This is a genomic window from Staphylococcus sp. Mo2-1 (assembly GCF_046721385.1).
In the GTDB taxonomy this organism is placed as follows: Bacteria; Bacillota; Bacilli; order Staphylococcales; family Staphylococcaceae; genus Staphylococcus; species Staphylococcus equorum_A.
Genome location: NZ_JBEUUK010000001.1, coordinates 612,259 through 628,877, shown reverse-complemented (window position 1 = coordinate 628,877; position 16,619 = coordinate 612,259). Strand labels below are relative to the sequence as shown.

Annotated in this window: 11 protein-coding genes and 7 pseudogenes; 4 read left to right on the top strand and 14 right to left on the bottom strand. The window is 33.4% G+C overall.

Going from position 1 to position 16,619, the window contains the following annotated elements; genetic code table 11:
• Positions 1–199: 199 nt before the first annotated feature.
• The 7 genes and pseudogenes from pheT to ABLV95_RS03120 all read right to left on the bottom strand — a co-directional run bounded on the left by pheT (position 200) and on the right by ABLV95_RS03120 (position 6,647).
• Positions 200–2,603, bottom strand: a pseudogene (gene pheT / locus ABLV95_RS03150) (phenylalanine--tRNA ligase subunit beta).
• A pseudogene (pheS, locus tag ABLV95_RS03145) lies at positions 2,603–3,662 on the bottom strand (phenylalanine--tRNA ligase subunit alpha). Before pheS ends, pheT begins: the two co-directional pseudogenes overlap by 1 nt.
• 338 nt (positions 3,663–4,000) lie before the next feature.
• Positions 4,001–4,742 (bottom strand): annotated as a pseudogene (locus ABLV95_RS03140) (TrmH family RNA methyltransferase).
• A gap of 26 nt (positions 4,743–4,768) precedes the next feature.
• The gene (locus ABLV95_RS03135) at positions 4,769–5,131 is read right to left on the bottom strand and encodes a M23 family metallopeptidase (protein ID WP_460876352.1); all 363 of its coding nucleotides are present in this window, start codon (positions 5,129–5,131) and stop codon (positions 4,769–4,771) included.
• A 25-nt stretch (positions 5,132–5,156) separates the two neighbouring features.
• The gene (locus tag ABLV95_RS03130; RefSeq protein ID WP_460872536.1) at positions 5,157–5,711 is read right to left on the bottom strand and encodes a hypothetical protein; all 555 of its coding nucleotides are present in this window, start codon (positions 5,709–5,711) and stop codon (positions 5,157–5,159) included.
• Positions 5,712–5,843: 132 nt separating this feature from the next.
• Positions 5,844–6,017: a 50S ribosomal protein L32 gene (gene rpmF, locus ABLV95_RS03125; RefSeq protein ID WP_002507971.1), complete on the bottom strand. Its 174-nt coding sequence runs from the start codon at positions 6,015–6,017 to the stop codon at positions 5,844–5,846.
• Between the two features lie 84 nt (positions 6,018–6,101).
• Positions 6,102–6,647, bottom strand: coding sequence for a YceD family protein (locus ABLV95_RS03120; protein WP_057511870.1), 546 nt, complete (start codon positions 6,645–6,647; stop codon positions 6,102–6,104).
• 125 nt (positions 6,648–6,772) lie between these two features.
• On the opposite strand from ABLV95_RS03120, the gene ABLV95_RS03115 reads away from it, so the two are divergent.
• A complete protein-coding gene (locus tag ABLV95_RS03115; protein WP_460876350.1) occupies positions 6,773–7,906 on the top strand; it encodes a nucleotidyltransferase in 1,134 nt (377 codons plus the stop codon).
• 165 nt (positions 7,907–8,071) lie between these two features.
• Here the strand turns inward: ABLV95_RS03115 and coaD are convergent.
• Both coaD and rsmD read right to left on the bottom strand, forming a co-directional pair.
• Positions 8,072–8,558, bottom strand: a pseudogene (coaD, locus tag ABLV95_RS03110) (pantetheine-phosphate adenylyltransferase).
• A gap of 1 nt (position 8,559) precedes the next feature.
• Positions 8,560–9,102 (bottom strand): 16S rRNA (guanine(966)-N(2))-methyltransferase RsmD, encoded by a 543-nt coding sequence (gene rsmD, locus ABLV95_RS03105; RefSeq protein ID WP_427704948.1) that lies wholly within the window; start codon positions 9,100–9,102, stop codon positions 8,560–8,562.
• Between the two features lie 68 nt (positions 9,103–9,170).
• On the opposite strand from rsmD, the gene ABLV95_RS03100 reads away from it, so the two are divergent.
• A complete protein-coding gene (locus tag ABLV95_RS03100; RefSeq protein WP_285322980.1) occupies positions 9,171–9,560 on the top strand; it encodes a DUF7147 family protein in 390 nt (129 codons plus the stop codon).
• Positions 9,561–9,685: 125 nt separating this feature from the next.
• Here the strand turns inward: ABLV95_RS03100 and ABLV95_RS03095 are convergent, their stop codons facing one another.
• Positions 9,686–9,937, bottom strand: coding sequence for a YlbG family protein (locus ABLV95_RS03095; RefSeq protein WP_065337752.1), 252 nt, complete (start codon positions 9,935–9,937; stop codon positions 9,686–9,688).
• A gap of 129 nt (positions 9,938–10,066) precedes the next feature.
• Here ABLV95_RS03095 and ABLV95_RS03090 point away from each other — a divergent pair.
• Positions 10,067–10,988, top strand: a pseudogene (locus ABLV95_RS03090) (glycerophosphodiester phosphodiesterase).
• Positions 10,989–11,077: 89 nt separating this feature from the next.
• On the opposite strand, the gene ABLV95_RS03085 reads toward ABLV95_RS03090, so the two are convergent.
• Positions 11,078–11,512 carry a YlbF family regulator gene (locus ABLV95_RS03085; protein WP_460872534.1) on the bottom strand — a complete coding sequence of 145 codons (435 nt, stop codon included), beginning with the start codon at positions 11,510–11,512 and terminating at the stop codon, positions 11,078–11,080.
• 17 nt (positions 11,513–11,529) lie between these two features.
• Complete coding sequence (locus ABLV95_RS03080) at positions 11,530–12,579, bottom strand: CAP-associated domain-containing protein (protein ID WP_427704953.1); 1,050 nt, start codon at positions 12,577–12,579, stop codon at positions 11,530–11,532.
• 187 nt (positions 12,580–12,766) lie between these two features.
• On the opposite strand from ABLV95_RS03080, the pseudogene ABLV95_RS03075 reads away from it, so the two are divergent.
• A pseudogene (locus ABLV95_RS03075) lies at positions 12,767–15,026 on the top strand (ATP-binding cassette domain-containing protein).
• A 141-nt stretch (positions 15,027–15,167) separates the two neighbouring features.
• On the opposite strand, the gene ABLV95_RS03070 reads toward ABLV95_RS03075, so the two are convergent.
• A complete protein-coding gene (locus tag ABLV95_RS03070; RefSeq protein WP_069816359.1) occupies positions 15,168–15,629 on the bottom strand; it encodes a DUF420 domain-containing protein in 462 nt (153 codons plus the stop codon).
• Between the two features lie 24 nt (positions 15,630–15,653).
• A pseudogene (gene cyoE / locus ABLV95_RS03065) lies at positions 15,654–16,566 on the bottom strand (heme o synthase).
• Between the last annotated feature and the right edge of the window lie 53 nt (positions 16,567–16,619).

Sequence of the window (16,619 nt, the reverse complement as noted above, 5' to 3'; positions counted from 1 at the left end):
AATGAAATTATTATTGTTTAAATAAAGTCAGTGATTTGTGCCGACTCCTCGCGGTAAAAGCGCTAGCCTAAATCTACAGTCTGAGCCTATGCTCGCGGAAAGCGTGCACAAAAAACTGCCACCACATGGACTTTATCGACAATCTAAAAACCTTGGCAGTCCATAATAATGGTCTACCAAGGTTTTTAATCACACTATTTTATCTAATTGTTGCACCTTCTGCTTGTAAAGCAGCTAAGATGTCTTCATGTACTGCATTTACTTTGTCATCTGTAAGTGTTTGCTCTGTATCTAAATAAGCTAAACGAATTGCAATTGATTTCTCATCTTCAGCAATATGTTCACCCTCATAAACATCAAATACTTCGGCATTTTGTAAAATATCTCCACCATGGTTTTCAATGACTTTCACTAATTTTGCTGATGGTATTGTACGGTTGATAACTAAAGCAATATCTCTTGATACACCTGGGAATCTAGGGATAGGTTGATAATTAATATATCCTACTGTGACAGCCATCAATTTTTCATAATTTAATTCAAAAACGTATGTGCGTTTTAAGTCATGCTCTTTTTCAACTTGAGGATGCAATTCACCCACAAAGCCAATGATTTCATCGTTTAATTTAACCATAGCTGTTCTACCAGGATGTAAGCCATCAATTTCTCCAGACTCATAGTCAAATTGGATATCTAATTTTTCAGCAATGCGATCTACGATTCCTTTGACAACAAAGAAATCAATTTCTTCTTTCTTACCTTGCCAAGCATTAACTGTGTAATCACCTGTTAAGATACCGCTTAAATATTCAACTTCATCTGGTAATTCACCTTCACCATTACCAAAGAATACGCGACCTAGTTCATACAAGCGCACATTATTATTTTTACGTGCGACGTTATAAGAAACTGCATCAATTAAATGAGGTACCAAACTTTGTCGTAAAGTAGCATGCGCTTCACTCATCGGCATTAATAAATCAATTGTAGCGCGTTCTTGTAGCGCGAAATCTTGTGCTCTTTGTTTGTCTACCAATGAATAGTTAATTGCTTGGCTTAATCCAGCGCCTTCTAGTGTTGCTTTCACGACACGAGACTTACCTTGTCTATCAGTTAAAGCACCATGTGTGACTTCCTCAAACACAGGTAATGTTGATGGGATTTCGTCGTAACCATAAATACGTGCAATTTCTTCAATTAAGTCTTCTTTTATTGTAATATCTTTACGACGAGAAGGTACCCTAACAGTTAAGATATCTTTATTTCTAGTTGTTTCAAAGCCTAATTGTACAAAAATCGCTTCAATTTCTTCCGCTGATAGTTCAAAACCTACTGTTTTATTTACTTTATCTATAGAAATTTCAATTGGAGTAACAAATTGACCTAAATCACCTTCTGCTACACGACCTTGTGTTACTGAACCGCCCGCATAAGTTTGAAGTAAATAACACGCTCTATCCACCGCTTCATCTACAAATTCTGTAGCAATGCCTTTTTCGAAACGACTAGAAGCTTCACTTCTTAAGTTTAATCTTCTTGAAGTATGTCTAATAGAAACAGGGTCAAAAATTGCGCCTTCAATCACAACATTCGTTGTTGATTCAGTCACTTCTGAGAAATCGCCACCCATTACACCAACAATTGCTATTGGATTTGTGCCGTTTGTAATAACGATATCACTGTCTTTCAATGTTCTTTCTTGATCATCTAGTGTAGTCATTTTTTCATCAGCATGAGCTTGACGTACTTCTATTTGACTTGAACCTATTTGATCTTTATCAAACATGTGTAGCGGTTGTCCGTATTCTAAAAGTACATAGTTTGATATATCTACGACGTTATTGATTGGACGAATACCTGCTTTGATTAAACGCATTTGCATCCACTCTGGAGATGGTGCGATTGTTAGACCATTCACTACTCTTGCACTATAATATGCAACTTTATCTTTATTTTGAATGTTCACGCTGATTTCATCTGATGCTTGTCCAGAAACCTCTTTACTATTTGTTTTTGGTTTCTTCATCGACACATTGTATAATGTCGCTGTTTCATAAGCTGTACCAATCATACTTAGTGCATCAGCTCTGTTTGGTGTTAAATCAAATTCCATCACTTGGTCATTTAAATATAACGCAGTCATAGCATCTGTACCTGGCGTCACTTCTGATGAAAAGACATAAATACCATCTTCAAATTTTTTAGGGACAAGATTGCTTGGCACACCAATTTCTTGAAGCGAACAAATCATACCCTCTGAACGTTCTCCACGTAATTTAGCACGCTTAATTTTTATGCCGCCAGGTAATCTACCACCTACTGTTGCAACAATGACTGTCTGACCAAGCATCAACATTAGGCGCACCACACACGATTTGTACCGGTTCTGCTTCACCAATGTCTACTAAACATATATTTAACTTGTCAGCATCTGGATGAGGCGCTTTAGATTGTACGTAACCGACAACTAAATTTTTAGTTTCTTTTGTATAATCTACAACATCATCTACTTCAATCCCAGTACGTGTAATTCTTTCTGCAAGTGCATTTACTGGTTCATTAATATCTACGTAACTTTCTAACCATTCTTTTGAAATAAACATTACTTTTCACCTCTATCTTCTACAGCTTTAAATTGATCTAAGAAACGTACATCATTTGTATAGAAATGACGTATATCCTCAATACCATATTTCAACATTGCAATTCGATCAGGCCCCATACCAAATGCAAAGCCAGTATATTTATTTGAATCGAAACCTGCCATTTCTAATACATTAGGATGTACCATACCAGCGCCTAGAATTTCTATCCAACCTGTTTGCTTACAAACATTACAGCCTGCACCTTCACATTTGAAACATGAAACATCTACTTCTACTGAAGGTTCAGTAAATGGGAAGTAACTTGGACGTAATCTAATTTCTCTATCTTCGCCAAACAATTGTTTAGCTAATAATTCTAACGTACCTTTTAAATCGCTCATTTTAATATTTTCATCTACAACTAAACCTTCAATTTGAGTAAATTGATGACTATGCGTTGCATCATCAGAATCGCGTCGATAAACTTTACCGGGGCATAAGATTTTTACAGGACCTTGACCATTGCGTTCTTCCATCGTTCTCGCTTGCACAGGAGAAGTGTGTGTACGCATTAATATTTCATCTGTAATATAAAAGCTATCTTGCATATCTCTTGCTCGGATGTGATTTAGGTAAGTTTAACGCTTCAAAGTTATAGTAATCTTTTTCTACTTCAAAACCATCAACAATTTCGTAACCTAAACCTAAGAATAAATCTTCAATCTCTTCAATCGTTCTTGTTAAAGGATGTTTAGAGCCTATTGAAATTTTACGGCCAGGTAATGTGACATCAATTTGTTCTTCTTTTAATTGTTGTTCTAATTGTTCATGAGCTAAAAGTTCTTGACGTGATTCAATTTCACCTTCAATGGCTTGTCTCACTTCATTCACTTGTTGACCATAGGCTGGTTTTTCTTCGTTTGATAAATCTTTCATATGTTTCATTAAACCAGTAACTGAACCTTTTTTACCTAAATATTTAACTTTTACGTCTTGTAATTCTTTTTCATTTTGAGCTTCATTAATATCAACTAATGCTTGTTGCTTAATCTCAGTCATCGCTTCTGTTTGTGCCATACATAGTCCTCCTATATTAAAATCTAAATGTATAATGATTGTTTGTAAAAATGCAAAAAAGACTTTCATCCCTTGAAACTGGGACGAAAGCCTTCCGTGGTACCACCCAAATTTATGCCTAAGCATACACTTGTTGTCATTGATAACGGAAATGAAGTCCGACTTAAATTTCTTTAAGTAACCAAAAAGGTGAAAAAAACTAAATACAGTGGATTATCTTGCAGTCTTAGGATAATCTCCCTTAAGCAACTGTATGAAAATAGTCTACGTCTTTTTAAAGGTTAATATTTATTTTGTAATATCATTAACTATATTATATACGATAATTGATTAAAGGGTCAACCTTTCAAGTGATACATCACGATACTACCGGCTATTGCTACATTTAAGCTTTCAGCCTTGCCATATATAGGTATTGTTAAATTTTGAGTCGTTTTACTCAACAATTCAGGGTTTACACCTTCACCTTCATTACCTAAAAGTAACGCGAACTTTTCTTGGCTTTGTATTTGATTATAGGCTACTGCATTATCCAACGCAGTACCATACACTTCACCTTCAAATTCATCAATAAATTCACTTAAATCTTGTGACACAATTGGAATATGAAAGACACTGCCTTGACTCGCACGCATAACTTTATCTTGATAAGGGTCTGCTGTGCCTTTTTCAAGAACAATTAAATCTAATCCTGCGAGCATCAGCGGTACGGATTAGTGTTCCTAAATTACCTGGGTCTTGAATACAGTCTATTAATAGCACTTGTTGGGCTTTCCGTGTTTCATGAACAGGTTTTTCAATCACTGCAAAGAACCCTTGTGGCGTAACTGTACCTGATAATGCTTCAGCAACTTTTAAATTGATTTCAAATACTTCTTCAGCATAATTAATCATATCATCATCGAGTCTTTCAATATCAACGACATACAATTGTTCAATTTTTAAATTGCTCTTATAAGCCTCTTCAATCAAATGATAACCCTCGATAAGTGCACGTCCTGTTTTATCTCTTTCACGTTTCTTTTTTAATTTAATTGCATTTTTAACTTTACTATTTTGAGCCGAAGTAATCATTTCCATAGCATAGCCTCTTTATTTTAGTATTTTTAACTTTTAAATTTATGTTTAATATTTGTACTAATATTTTTAAAAAATGTAGAAAAATGACTTTCACTTTCCACTAAAATATTATCTCCTGTATATGTTACTATATCACCTTTGACTGGGGAAGCGTTATTGAGAAATCTAATTTTCAACGTCTGAGTTGTTTGTATGTTTTTATGATTCATCACTTGAAAATGTACATGTGGTTCAGCAACATTTCCAGAATTACCTACATTTGCGATATGTTGTCCACGCAACAACGTATCTCCTTTGTTAATTTTAAATGAATCCGGTTTGATATGTGCTATCATACTATATTCATTACGTCCGTGTTTAATAATTATATAATTACCTTCAGGATGCATTGTATTATATTCACCAGGTATGCAATCAGGAATCCCGTCTACAATTTCTTCTACTACTCCGTTTGCTCGGAGCTAAAATAGGCGCATTATAACTAAAATAATTCTCACACAGCGTAGGATCACCATTATATGTAAAACCTTCAATTACTTTCACAAAATCAAAAGCATTGCGTTGGTTTTTATATCGATAGTGATGATTTAATAATTCATTCGAGCCACCAGTATGAACAAGCCAATCTTCTTGTAAAGGGATGGTATAGCTACATTTAGAGAACTTAATCAAATGTGATTGCTTAATCGGAATTAGCGCCATTCCAATAATTTCTTGATATTTATTTAAAATGACACTTGCACCTGATTCCATATTACTGTCAAACCAAATGTACTCATCTTGACGATTTATATGTAAATGTTTATACAACCTGTTTGTTCCTCTGATACCATTATATGCACTCAACAATTTTTTGAATTCTTTATAAGAAGAAACGTCTTGAAAATAATCACTAAAATGCTCATAAAGCCAAATCGCATCACTATTTTCTATTTTATCTATAATTATTTGTGCATTCATTGTTTCCATAATTTTACACAACCTATCAGTTGAATATAAATACTATCTATCTCTAACATAAAAAATCGCTCAAAAATTATCAAGTGAATAATTAGTGAACGATTAGAATAGGCTATTATTAAGCCATTTAATTAAATGAAATTATTTTGATACAACGTCTTCGCCATTGTATGAACCACAGTTCTTACAAACGCGGTGAGATAATTTATATTCTCCACAACTTGGGCACTCTGTCATACCAGGTACTGAAATTTTGAAATGCGTACGACGTTTATTTTTTCTTGTTTTTGACGTTCTTCTTTTTGGTACTGCCATGATATATCCTCCTTATATTCAAACACTAAATAGAAATTTTCAGATTCAATAATCCATTATACTATAGATTATTAAAATCCGCTATTACTCTTCGTCATATAATTGTTGTAGTTTTTGAAGCCTAGGATCAATTTGCTTAGATTCAGATTCTTCCTTATCTTTTGCAAGCTCAACCGCTTCTTCTTCGTCAATAACTTCCCAACCATTGCCTTCACTTAACATCTGATCGCTTTCGCTTGAAAAAACACGCATTGGCTTTCCAATGATAACTAGTTCTTCAGTAATATCTTTTAGATTTATCATACCGTTTGTTGCATCATGGTAATGTTCATCTTTATCTTCGCCATTACTATACTCATCATATCCTTCTAAATCAAAAATCTCTTGAGATTTAATATCTATAGGAGTTTCTACAGGAACTAACGTACGTGCACATGGCATCGTATACGTTCCGGTTATATGCATATCTGCAATGACTTCATTTGATCTGACGGTTAATTCACCTTCAACATCAATATCAGATAGATCTATTAAATCTAATGATTTTACTAAATGATCAAAATTAACCGTTTGATGAAATTCAAATGGTTTATCTTGGAATTTTCTTAATTGTGTTATTGACCATTTCATAGGGCTTCACCTCTAACAAGCACAAAATTTATTTTAACTTTATAGACATAAGTTGTCAAGATTTTTCTTAACACATTTACATCTGTTACAATATATATAATGAATTCTGAAAGGAAGAATTGCAAATGAAAAGCGTTGCACTAGTCACAGAATATAATCCTTTCCACAATGGTCACTTATACCATGCCCAGAAATCAAAGTCAATTACCGAAGCTGAAGTTTCTGTCGCAATTATGAGTGGAAACTTTGTAATGAGAGGCCAACCGACAATTTATAATAAATTCACTCGAACACAAATGGCGTTAACCGCTGTTGACTTAGTTATTGAATTACCTGCCTACTCTGCTATATCTGCAGGACAGTATTTTGCAGAAACTGCAGTTCAAGTAGCAGATTATTTAAATATTAATCATTTATCATTTGGTAGTGAATCTGGTGATATAAATGCATTTCTATCACTTGCTCAAGAAATGAATAAAGTAGAAGATTCCCCACAATTTTCTGAGAAATCTAAAGAAGGTAAAAGCTACCCACGAATAATTAGTGAACTTATCTCTGATCATTCGTTACTTTCATCACCTAATAACACTTTAGGGATATCATATGTGCGTGCGATTCAAAAATGGGCACCATGCATCCAACCTTGGACGATACCTCGAGAACAAAGCGCTCATCATGATGATTTGATTTCAAACTTTGCTTTTGCGAGTGGTACTTCGATTCGTAAATCGATTCAAACAGGTGATGAACAATGGAAAAAGGTTGTTCCTGAATCTACTCAAGCACTTTATGGAGTGCCTCACGTCTCAATTGAAGACACCTTCACTTATATAAAATACGCAATTTTAAGTCAAGATGTGCAAGCTTTAGAACAAATCCACTTAATGAGTGAAGGCTTAGAACATCGTTTAATACATTTAATCAATGAAGCGACTTCTTTTGAACATTTAATGAAATTAATTAAAACGAAGCGTTATACATATACGCATATCCAACGTTTACTTATGAACATTTTACTGAATTTCAAACAACAAGATAAACCTTCAACAATTAAAGCCGTTAGAGTATTAGGCATGACACAAAAAGGACAGCAATATTTAAAATATTTAAAAAACGCTTTTCCAGAACGTAATTATATAACACAAGTCAATAAACAAAACGCACATTATTTTACGAATGAAATACACGCCACTCAGATTTATAATTTTCTTTCTAATAGCACCGCTACCGACTTCAATACACCTGTGATACGTGTTTAAGACAGTATATATTAACCATAAATTAAAAAGGGCTGACCGCATACCTAAAAGTATGAAGTCAGCCCTTTTTAATTATCCATTTGCCTATTTGCCTAGATACAGTTCAACGATTTTGTATACAGTCTAGAACCACTATTCAATTTGTTAAGTATCGGTTCTTTATAGTTATTTTCTAAATTTTTTGTTCAATGCTTTTTCCACATGTACTGGGACGAAGTCTGAAACATTTGCCTTATATGCGAGCAACTTCTTTAACTACACTTGAACTAATAAACGAGTAATTTGTACTTGTCATCATATACATTGTTTCTACATCACTATTTAGCTTCTTATTCATTGAAGTCAGTCTCAATTCATATTCAAAGTCACTTACAGCTCTCAAACCTCTAATTATTGTCTGTGCGCCAATATCGTCACAAAAATCAACAAGTAAACCATTAAAGTGATGAACTGTAACGTTATCCAAATGTTTCACTGATTCTTTAATCAATTCTATGCGTTCTTCAATTGAAAATGTTCCTGCTTTACTACTGTTTTTTAAGACACAAATGTGAAGCTCATCAAAGCGATCAGCACTTCTATCTATAATATCTATATGCCCATATGTAATTGGATCAAAACTTCCGGGAATAACTGCTTTAGTTGTAGACATTTTAATCTCCTTTTTCTAATAACAAAGTGTCTGTCAGTCCATAATGATAACGCTTTATCACATGGAAAGGGTCTGTATTAATTTTTTCGTGATGATTGAACTCACAAACGATAATACCACTTTCTTTTAATAAATTAAACTTTGCGATTTCTTCCAACGCTTCATCTATAAGTCCTTTTTCATATGGTGGGTCCAAAAAAATTACATCAAATTGAATATCACGTTTCGAAAGTGCTTTCAACGCACGGTCTGCATTGTTTTTATATACTTCAGTTTGCGATTCTATATTTAAATTTTTTAAATTTGCTTTAATCACTTTAACAGCTTTAAAATTTTGATCTACAAAAATCATTTTATCAATACCACGAGACAAAGCTTCGATACCTAAAGACCCACTACCCGCATATAAATCTAAACCTATACCTGAAACTTCATGAAGACTATTAAAAATACCCTCTTTCACTTTATCCATCGTAGGTCTTGTATTGCGCCCTTCTAAACTCTCTAGTGCTTTACTTTTATGTATTCCTGAAATCACTCTCATATTATTAACACTTCCATTCTTAAATCAAATTTTATATAATGCATACTGCACGATAGGAGGTTACAATATTGAAACAATCATTTATAAAATTAGGCGAAGGCCTCACAGACTTATTCGAATTTAACACTTTAATAGCATATAATTTCAAACGTATCGACCATATTGTGTATTTCCACACTGCTACTTTCGAAAAAAAGCCTTCTTCAGTAGCAATCATTATGCATCCTACAAGTGAAAATCACTTCCAAGCTATGTATATCATGGTTAATGCTTTAAATTATCCCTATCCTAATTCAAACAAAAAGTTTGAATTAATCAATGAGCAAGCAAGACTATACAATATAGATATCAAAGAGGTAGATGTACAACCAAGTGACACTTTCCACGACATCGATTTATATTTTAATTACTTAATCAGCGTTTTAAGACTGCAACGATGGATTCCACCATTGCAATAATTGAATAAAACAAGCCACTGTAGACTATAATTGTACTATTGTGGCTTGTTTAACTGCCCTATATTAAGTCATTAGCTAGATTTCTATCGATTGGATACAAAAATAAAGCTTTTAAAACTTTTGAATCAAGATATTTCATGCTGTTCTTTTTCATAAACCTTTTTTAAATATTTATAGGGCGAACCTTCAATATTTTTCACATATTTAAGCTTCATTAATTTCTCAACAATTTGATCCGCTTCTTCTTCATTTATATACATTACGACATAGCGTTGTTGTCTATTTACACTTACGATATGACCAAATTTCCTTACTTGTCTTTCGTGTTTCATATGTTTTAAATAAATTATCAAACTTGTTCTAGCTATAGTGTTCATTTTTTTCACTCCAATTATTAGCCATTATATAATATCATGTCTTTTTCTTTTTATAAATAACAATTATTTTGATGTATCACAAACATTTGCTATATTACTTTATATACTCAAAACTGAGGAGGATTGCTCGTGACAAAAATTAATAAATTAATTAAGGGCGGATTTTTAAGTACGCTAGGTTTAGTCGGTAGCGTGTTATTAATTACTAAATATAAAGCTAAACCGAATAATCAAAGTATACCATCTTTCTTTTCTAAACCTGCACCATATATATTTGCCCATCGTGGTGGTATGGCTGTAAGACCAGAGCAAACTAAACTTGCTTTTGATAATGCAGCAGAGACACGGGATTGATGGATTTGAAACAGATGTGAGACTTACAAAAGATCGAAAACTCATCGTTTTCCATGATGTAGATGTGGATCGTACGACTAACGGTTCAGGTAAAGTATCAGAACATACTTTAGCAGAGATAAAACAGTTAGATTCAGGATATCATTTTGTAGATATAAACGGTCATAAACCTTATCGAGGTCACAAAGATGCTTATATTTTATCTTTTGATGAATTACTTAAATTATATCCAAATCAATTGATTAATGTTGATTTAAAAGACGATCCTGAAAGTGAACATGGTCATCTTGTACCAGAAATTATATTTGAGGATATTGTTGCTAATAATGCTCAAGATCGCGTATTAGTAACAAGTTTCCACGGTAAACAAATTGAACGGTTTAATATAATAAGTAATGGCACTGTAGCTATTGGCGCAGGCCAAAATGAAGTGGCAGAAGGCTTCTTAAAGTTCTATTTAGGTCTAGGCGATACCTTTCAGCCACGTGCGCACACTTTCCAAATGCCTGTTTCTTTCAAAGGTATTAAACTAACTTCACCAAAATTCATTCAGTGGCTTAACACGCGTGATATCATCCCAGGTTATTATGGGGTGAATAATCTCGACTTAATGAATGATTTGATTTTTAATGGTGCGCATACACTTGTTACTGACAGACCCGATTTAGCAGAACGATTTAAACATACTTATCAGTAGCAACGCATGCGTCATAATAAAGCTGGGAAACCTCAATGAGGCGTCCCAGCTTTTTCAATATTTATTATTAATGACTCTAAAAATTCAGCTTAAAGTGAACAGCTACATGATCCACCTGTAGCACAGCCACTTGCATCTTTTTGGAAAAATGGATTGCCTGTTTCAATTTTTACATTTTCAGAAACAGCGTATGCAATTTTAACAATCACCTCATCTATTAAATCCTGTAATAAGACTTCTTTTTGTTTAAAATCCATTACAACTGGCGACATTTCATAAGCCCGTTTACGTTTACGTGTATCTAGCATCACCGTTTGGTAATCAGGGTGGTATTTACCAAAACGCATAATTTCATCATACTTATCTTTTGATTTCAAAAATGCTTGGTATAGTAAATGTGCTTCATCATTATCCGCTAACTGTTGTTCAGCCTCTTTATATTCTTTATATAATCTTGATTCAAGTATTTTATCACTAAGCGCTTCAATTTCATCAAGCACTGTTAATGTTTCTTCAGTAATCATCGTTACAAATCTCCTTTCTATTTATCTTCAACAAAAATAATTGTGTAGTAACCATTTGTTACTTCGCCACCCATTTCATTATATTTAGAGTTTAACATCCTTGATCTATGAATATCTGAGTTGAGCCAACTATGTATTAACGTTGGCACTTCGTTGAAGTCATAGCCAACATTTTGACTAGCAGATACAAATGGCACCTCTTGCTCATTGAGCTGTTGTTTTAAAGCATCTTCAGTAAATTCAACACTATCAGTACCAATTGCTTCATACAAGTTAAATGAGGCAATATGCGTTAAATGATTATTAACTTTTAATGGCTTGGCATCTTTTAACTTTCTCATTTCATTTGTAATTTCATAAAGTGTTGTCAGCTGATTTGAGTTTTGCTCATAAGTGATATTACTATATTTACTTTTAACCTCTTTATCTTCTTTGGTAGATAACATTTGATAGGGTTTAAATGCTGCCAGAGCTTCACTATCTAAATATCTAACTGCTACAACCTCATTAGATTGTTGATCTATGTAAACTTGCGCATACATATCTTCAAATTTAATTAATGCTTGTGTTTTCATATCTGAATCAGATAGCTCTAATTCATATTGCTTACCATTAACAGAAATCGTTGGTTCTGGATTAATACTATATTTTTCAAAAACGTGTGACGCATCGTCCTGTATTTTTATTGGATTTACATTAGCATCTTTACCTGTTGCATAAACAGATTTAATGATCCCTTTTTTAGTAGTAATCAAATAATATTTATCTTTTTGCTTAAACACATAGTTTTTAAAATTATTTTTATATGGATAAACTCGATCAGCTTGACCATATTTATCAGTTAATTCATCTAAGCTTTGACCAACCCACGTACTCACACCCTTTTTAGGTTTCGGGTTTTCAGCGTTTGTCTCAGTTTTTTGAGCATCCTTATTTTGTGTCGTTTTAGTTGAATCTTTATTAGGATTTTCGAGTACGTCAAACTTTAAACGCGGTGAGTAAAATAGATAAATTAAAAAACAAATTAATAATAATACACCAATAATTTTAATTATTAGTTTTTTCATCGCTCACCCACCTATATATTACTTTCATTTATTGTACATGTTTCATTATGTCACAAGCAAGGTATGTCGTTGTAAATTCTTTGTTAAGATTAGCACAGGTCATTCAAAATACACATTTTTACGATTCAGCGATACAAGTGATACATCATCTTTTTTCGGGTATAGTTATAATTGAGAGGTGAAAGTCATGACAACAATTCGTATTCACGGCGCAAAGCAAAACAATTTAAAAGATATTTCTGTCGATATACCAAAGCATCAAATAACGGTTTTTACTGGTCGCTCAGGTTCAGGAAAATCTTCATTAGTATTTAATACAATTGTTGCCGAGTCAGAACGTCTTTTAAACGAGACATATTCTACATATATACAACATCAATTAACTCAATATTCAAAACCAAAAGTAGATTTGATTGAACACCTACCAGTTGCGATGATTATCAACCAAAAACGACTAGGTGGTAATTCACGTTCAACAGTAGGAACAATATCTGATATATACGCTTCAGTGAGATTATTATGGTCTCGAATCGGAGAACCTTTTGTGGGTTACTCTGACATATTCTCATTTAACAATCCTAAAGGAATGTGCGATACATGCTCAGGTCTAGGATATGTGGAGGACATAGATTTAAATGAGTTGTTAGATTTTAATAAATCTTTAAATGAAGATGCGATACGATTCCCCTCTTTTAGACCAGATAGTTGGAGAGGAAAGCGTTATTTATATACAGGGTTATTTGATAATGATAAAAAATTAAAAGATTATACACAAGCAGAACTTGATACGTTGCTGTACACAAAGCCTACTAAACTGAAAAACCCGCCTGATAATTGGCCTAAGACAGCCAAATTCGAAGGTTTAATTCATCGCTTCAGACGTTCTTTTTTACTCAATGATAATTTTGAAAAAAATAAATTTAGAGAAGCCATAGATCGTGTCGTGACTTCAAAAGAATGTCCGAAATGTCATGGAAAAAGATTACATCCAGATATTTTAAAATGTAAAATTAATGATTTTGACATCGCAGATTTCACTCAATTATCCATTGATGATGCATTAGATTTCATTAAAAACATTCATTCAGATAAAGCGCGTGTCATCATTAAACCACTACAACAACAGTTACAATCTTTAAGTTATATTGGGCTTAATTACTTAACTTTATCTAGAGAAACTACCACGCTTTCAGGTGGTGAATCACAGCGCATTAAATTAATAAGACACCTTAATAGCCCTTTAAGTGATTTAGTGTACATTATAGATGAGCCTAGTGTTGGTTTACATCCTGATGACATACAACGTATAAATGAAATCATACAATCTTTAAAAGACAAAGGTAATACTGTGTTGGTCGTTGAACATGACCCTGATGTTATACGTATTGCTGACCATGTCATAGATTTAGGCCCACTTGCTGGAAAAAATGGTGGCGAGATTACATTTACTGGGTCTTATAATGCTTTATTAAAATCAACTACCAGTACAGGCGTTGCCTTACGAAGAATGCATAAGCTTAAATCACAACCTAGAAAGCGCCAACATTTTATTAAGCTATCTAATATATCTCGTAATAATTTGAAAAATATTTCAACTCAAATACCAGAAGAGGCTATGACTGTAGTGACTGGTGTCGCAGGTTCCGGCAAAAGTTCTTTAATTCATGAAGGATTAGAGCAGTTACAAGACACTATTTTTATTGATCAAAAACCTGTGCATGCTTCAAGTCGTTCTAACTTACTCACTTATTTAAATATATTTGATGAAGTTCGAAGCTATTTCAGTGAAGAAACAGGATTAAAAAAATCTATGTTTAGTTATAATTCAGAAGGCGCTTGTCCAGAGTGCCATGGTAAAGGTATTTTAAAAACCGAACTTGCATTTATGCCAGATTTCACTCAAACGTGTGATGTTTGTAACGGACTAAGATATAAACCAGAAGTGCTTGACGCTAAAGTAGCAGGTTATTCCATCGCAGATATTCTTGCGCTAACTGTAGATGAAGCAATTGAATTTTTCCATTCAAAACACAATATCTCAACACCTTTGAATGCTTTAAAATCCACAGGTCTTAATTATATGACATTAGGTCAAACGTTAAATACCTTGTCAGGTGGCGAAGTTCAACGTGTGAAACTAAGTAAATATTTAACACGTACTGTAAATCACCACACTTTTGTCTTCGATGAACCTACAACAGGATTACATGAAGATGACATACCTATATTATTAGACTGTTTTAATCAACTCATTGATGACAACAACACAGTAGTAGTTATAGAACATAACCTAACCATGATGACGCATGCAGACTGGATTATTGATATCGGTCCTTATGCTCGGTGGCCAAGGCGGACAATTACTATATGAAGGACAACCAAAAGGATTATTAGATACTAAAGATTCTGTAACTGCTAAACACTTAATACGATACTTGAATAATTAGACTGAATCTCTAGTATTATTGTTTATTAACTATATCACTGTAACTAAAAAAATGGTAAGCAATCAAAATTTGATTGCTTACCATTTTTATTATATGCCGAAAATCTTTCCGTAAAATGACTAACAGTCATTTAAACATTAGTTATAATCCAAACGTTGCTTTGATTAGCGATGTTGTTTCTCCGCCAGGATAGATTACATAAAGTAATGCGTATACTGCTAAACCAGTGATTGCAGTGAAGAACCATACAATTGATGCAATTGGACCGACAAATCTATGCACTTTAAATTTCTCTTTAAAGGCCGTGATAATTTGTGATACACCTAAAATTGCGCCAATTGTTGCTAAGTTGATATGGAATACTAAGAATATAGTGTAATAAATCTTCATTGAATCAGGACCGCCGAAAGCAGTGTTACCAACGAAAATCGTTCTCGAAGCATAAATGATAAAGAACGCGAGTGCAAAAAATGCCGCACTTAGCATTACTTTTTTATGACTTTCGATTTCTCTTTTCCAAATTTTGCGCCAACCTATTGCAACTAAGATAGCACTAATAACTATAAAACTTGTACTTAAAGTAGGTAAAATTGGTAAATTCATATATTACATCCTCATTATTAATTATTAGAACATTTGAATTAATGACACGACGACAACGAGCACAAAGAATACTACTAAATAATTCAATGAATAAACGAACATTTTTGTCGCCCATTTCGTTTGATCTAAATCTTTCTTAAAGCTTGTTAACCACATATATACCCAACCTAAATTTAACAATGTTGCTATCACAATAAACGTTGTGCCTAATGTGCTAAGTAAAAATGGTAGTGGTAGTAAGAATACAAGCCATATAAACATGCTCACTCTCGTACGGCTAAACCCTTTAACAGATGGTAGCATTGGGATATTTGCTAATGAATATTCATCTTTACGTTTAATTGCTAACGCATAAAAATGAACTGGTTGCCAACAGAATACTACTAAGAATAGTGCTACTGCTACCAAACTGAGGTTTCCTTCGATTGCAGTCCAACCAATTAATGGTGGCACTGCACCTGGAAAACTACCAATGACTGTATTCCAAACTGTATGACGTTTAGACCAAATAGAATAAAATGAAACATACCCAACGATGCCTATCAAGCCAATTACTCCCGAAGGTATGTTTAACGCAAATAGTAATGCCTCCCCTATAAGCATCATTCCAAAACTGAGAATCAATAAATTTCTTTCTGAGATTCTCTCATTAACTGTTGGTCTCTGTTGTTTACTTGGCATGATACTGTCAATATCTTGATCATAGTAATTATTTAAAGCACATGCGCCCCCCATAATTAACGTAGAGCCCACCAACATCATTAAGATTTGTGGTATTGACGAGAGGAAGGAATGATTCGCCAACACAATTGCAAGCCATGAACCAGACAAATGCGGGTAGTAAGTTTCCTTGTACAAGCCCCATTTTGATGATTTGCTGTAACTCTTTAAAAGTTACACGACTAGAATTATGTGACAAAGTTTGTTCTTTGTTCATAATTTCCCTCCTATTTTTTTCATATAATACAATGATATATTAAATTTGTGTTA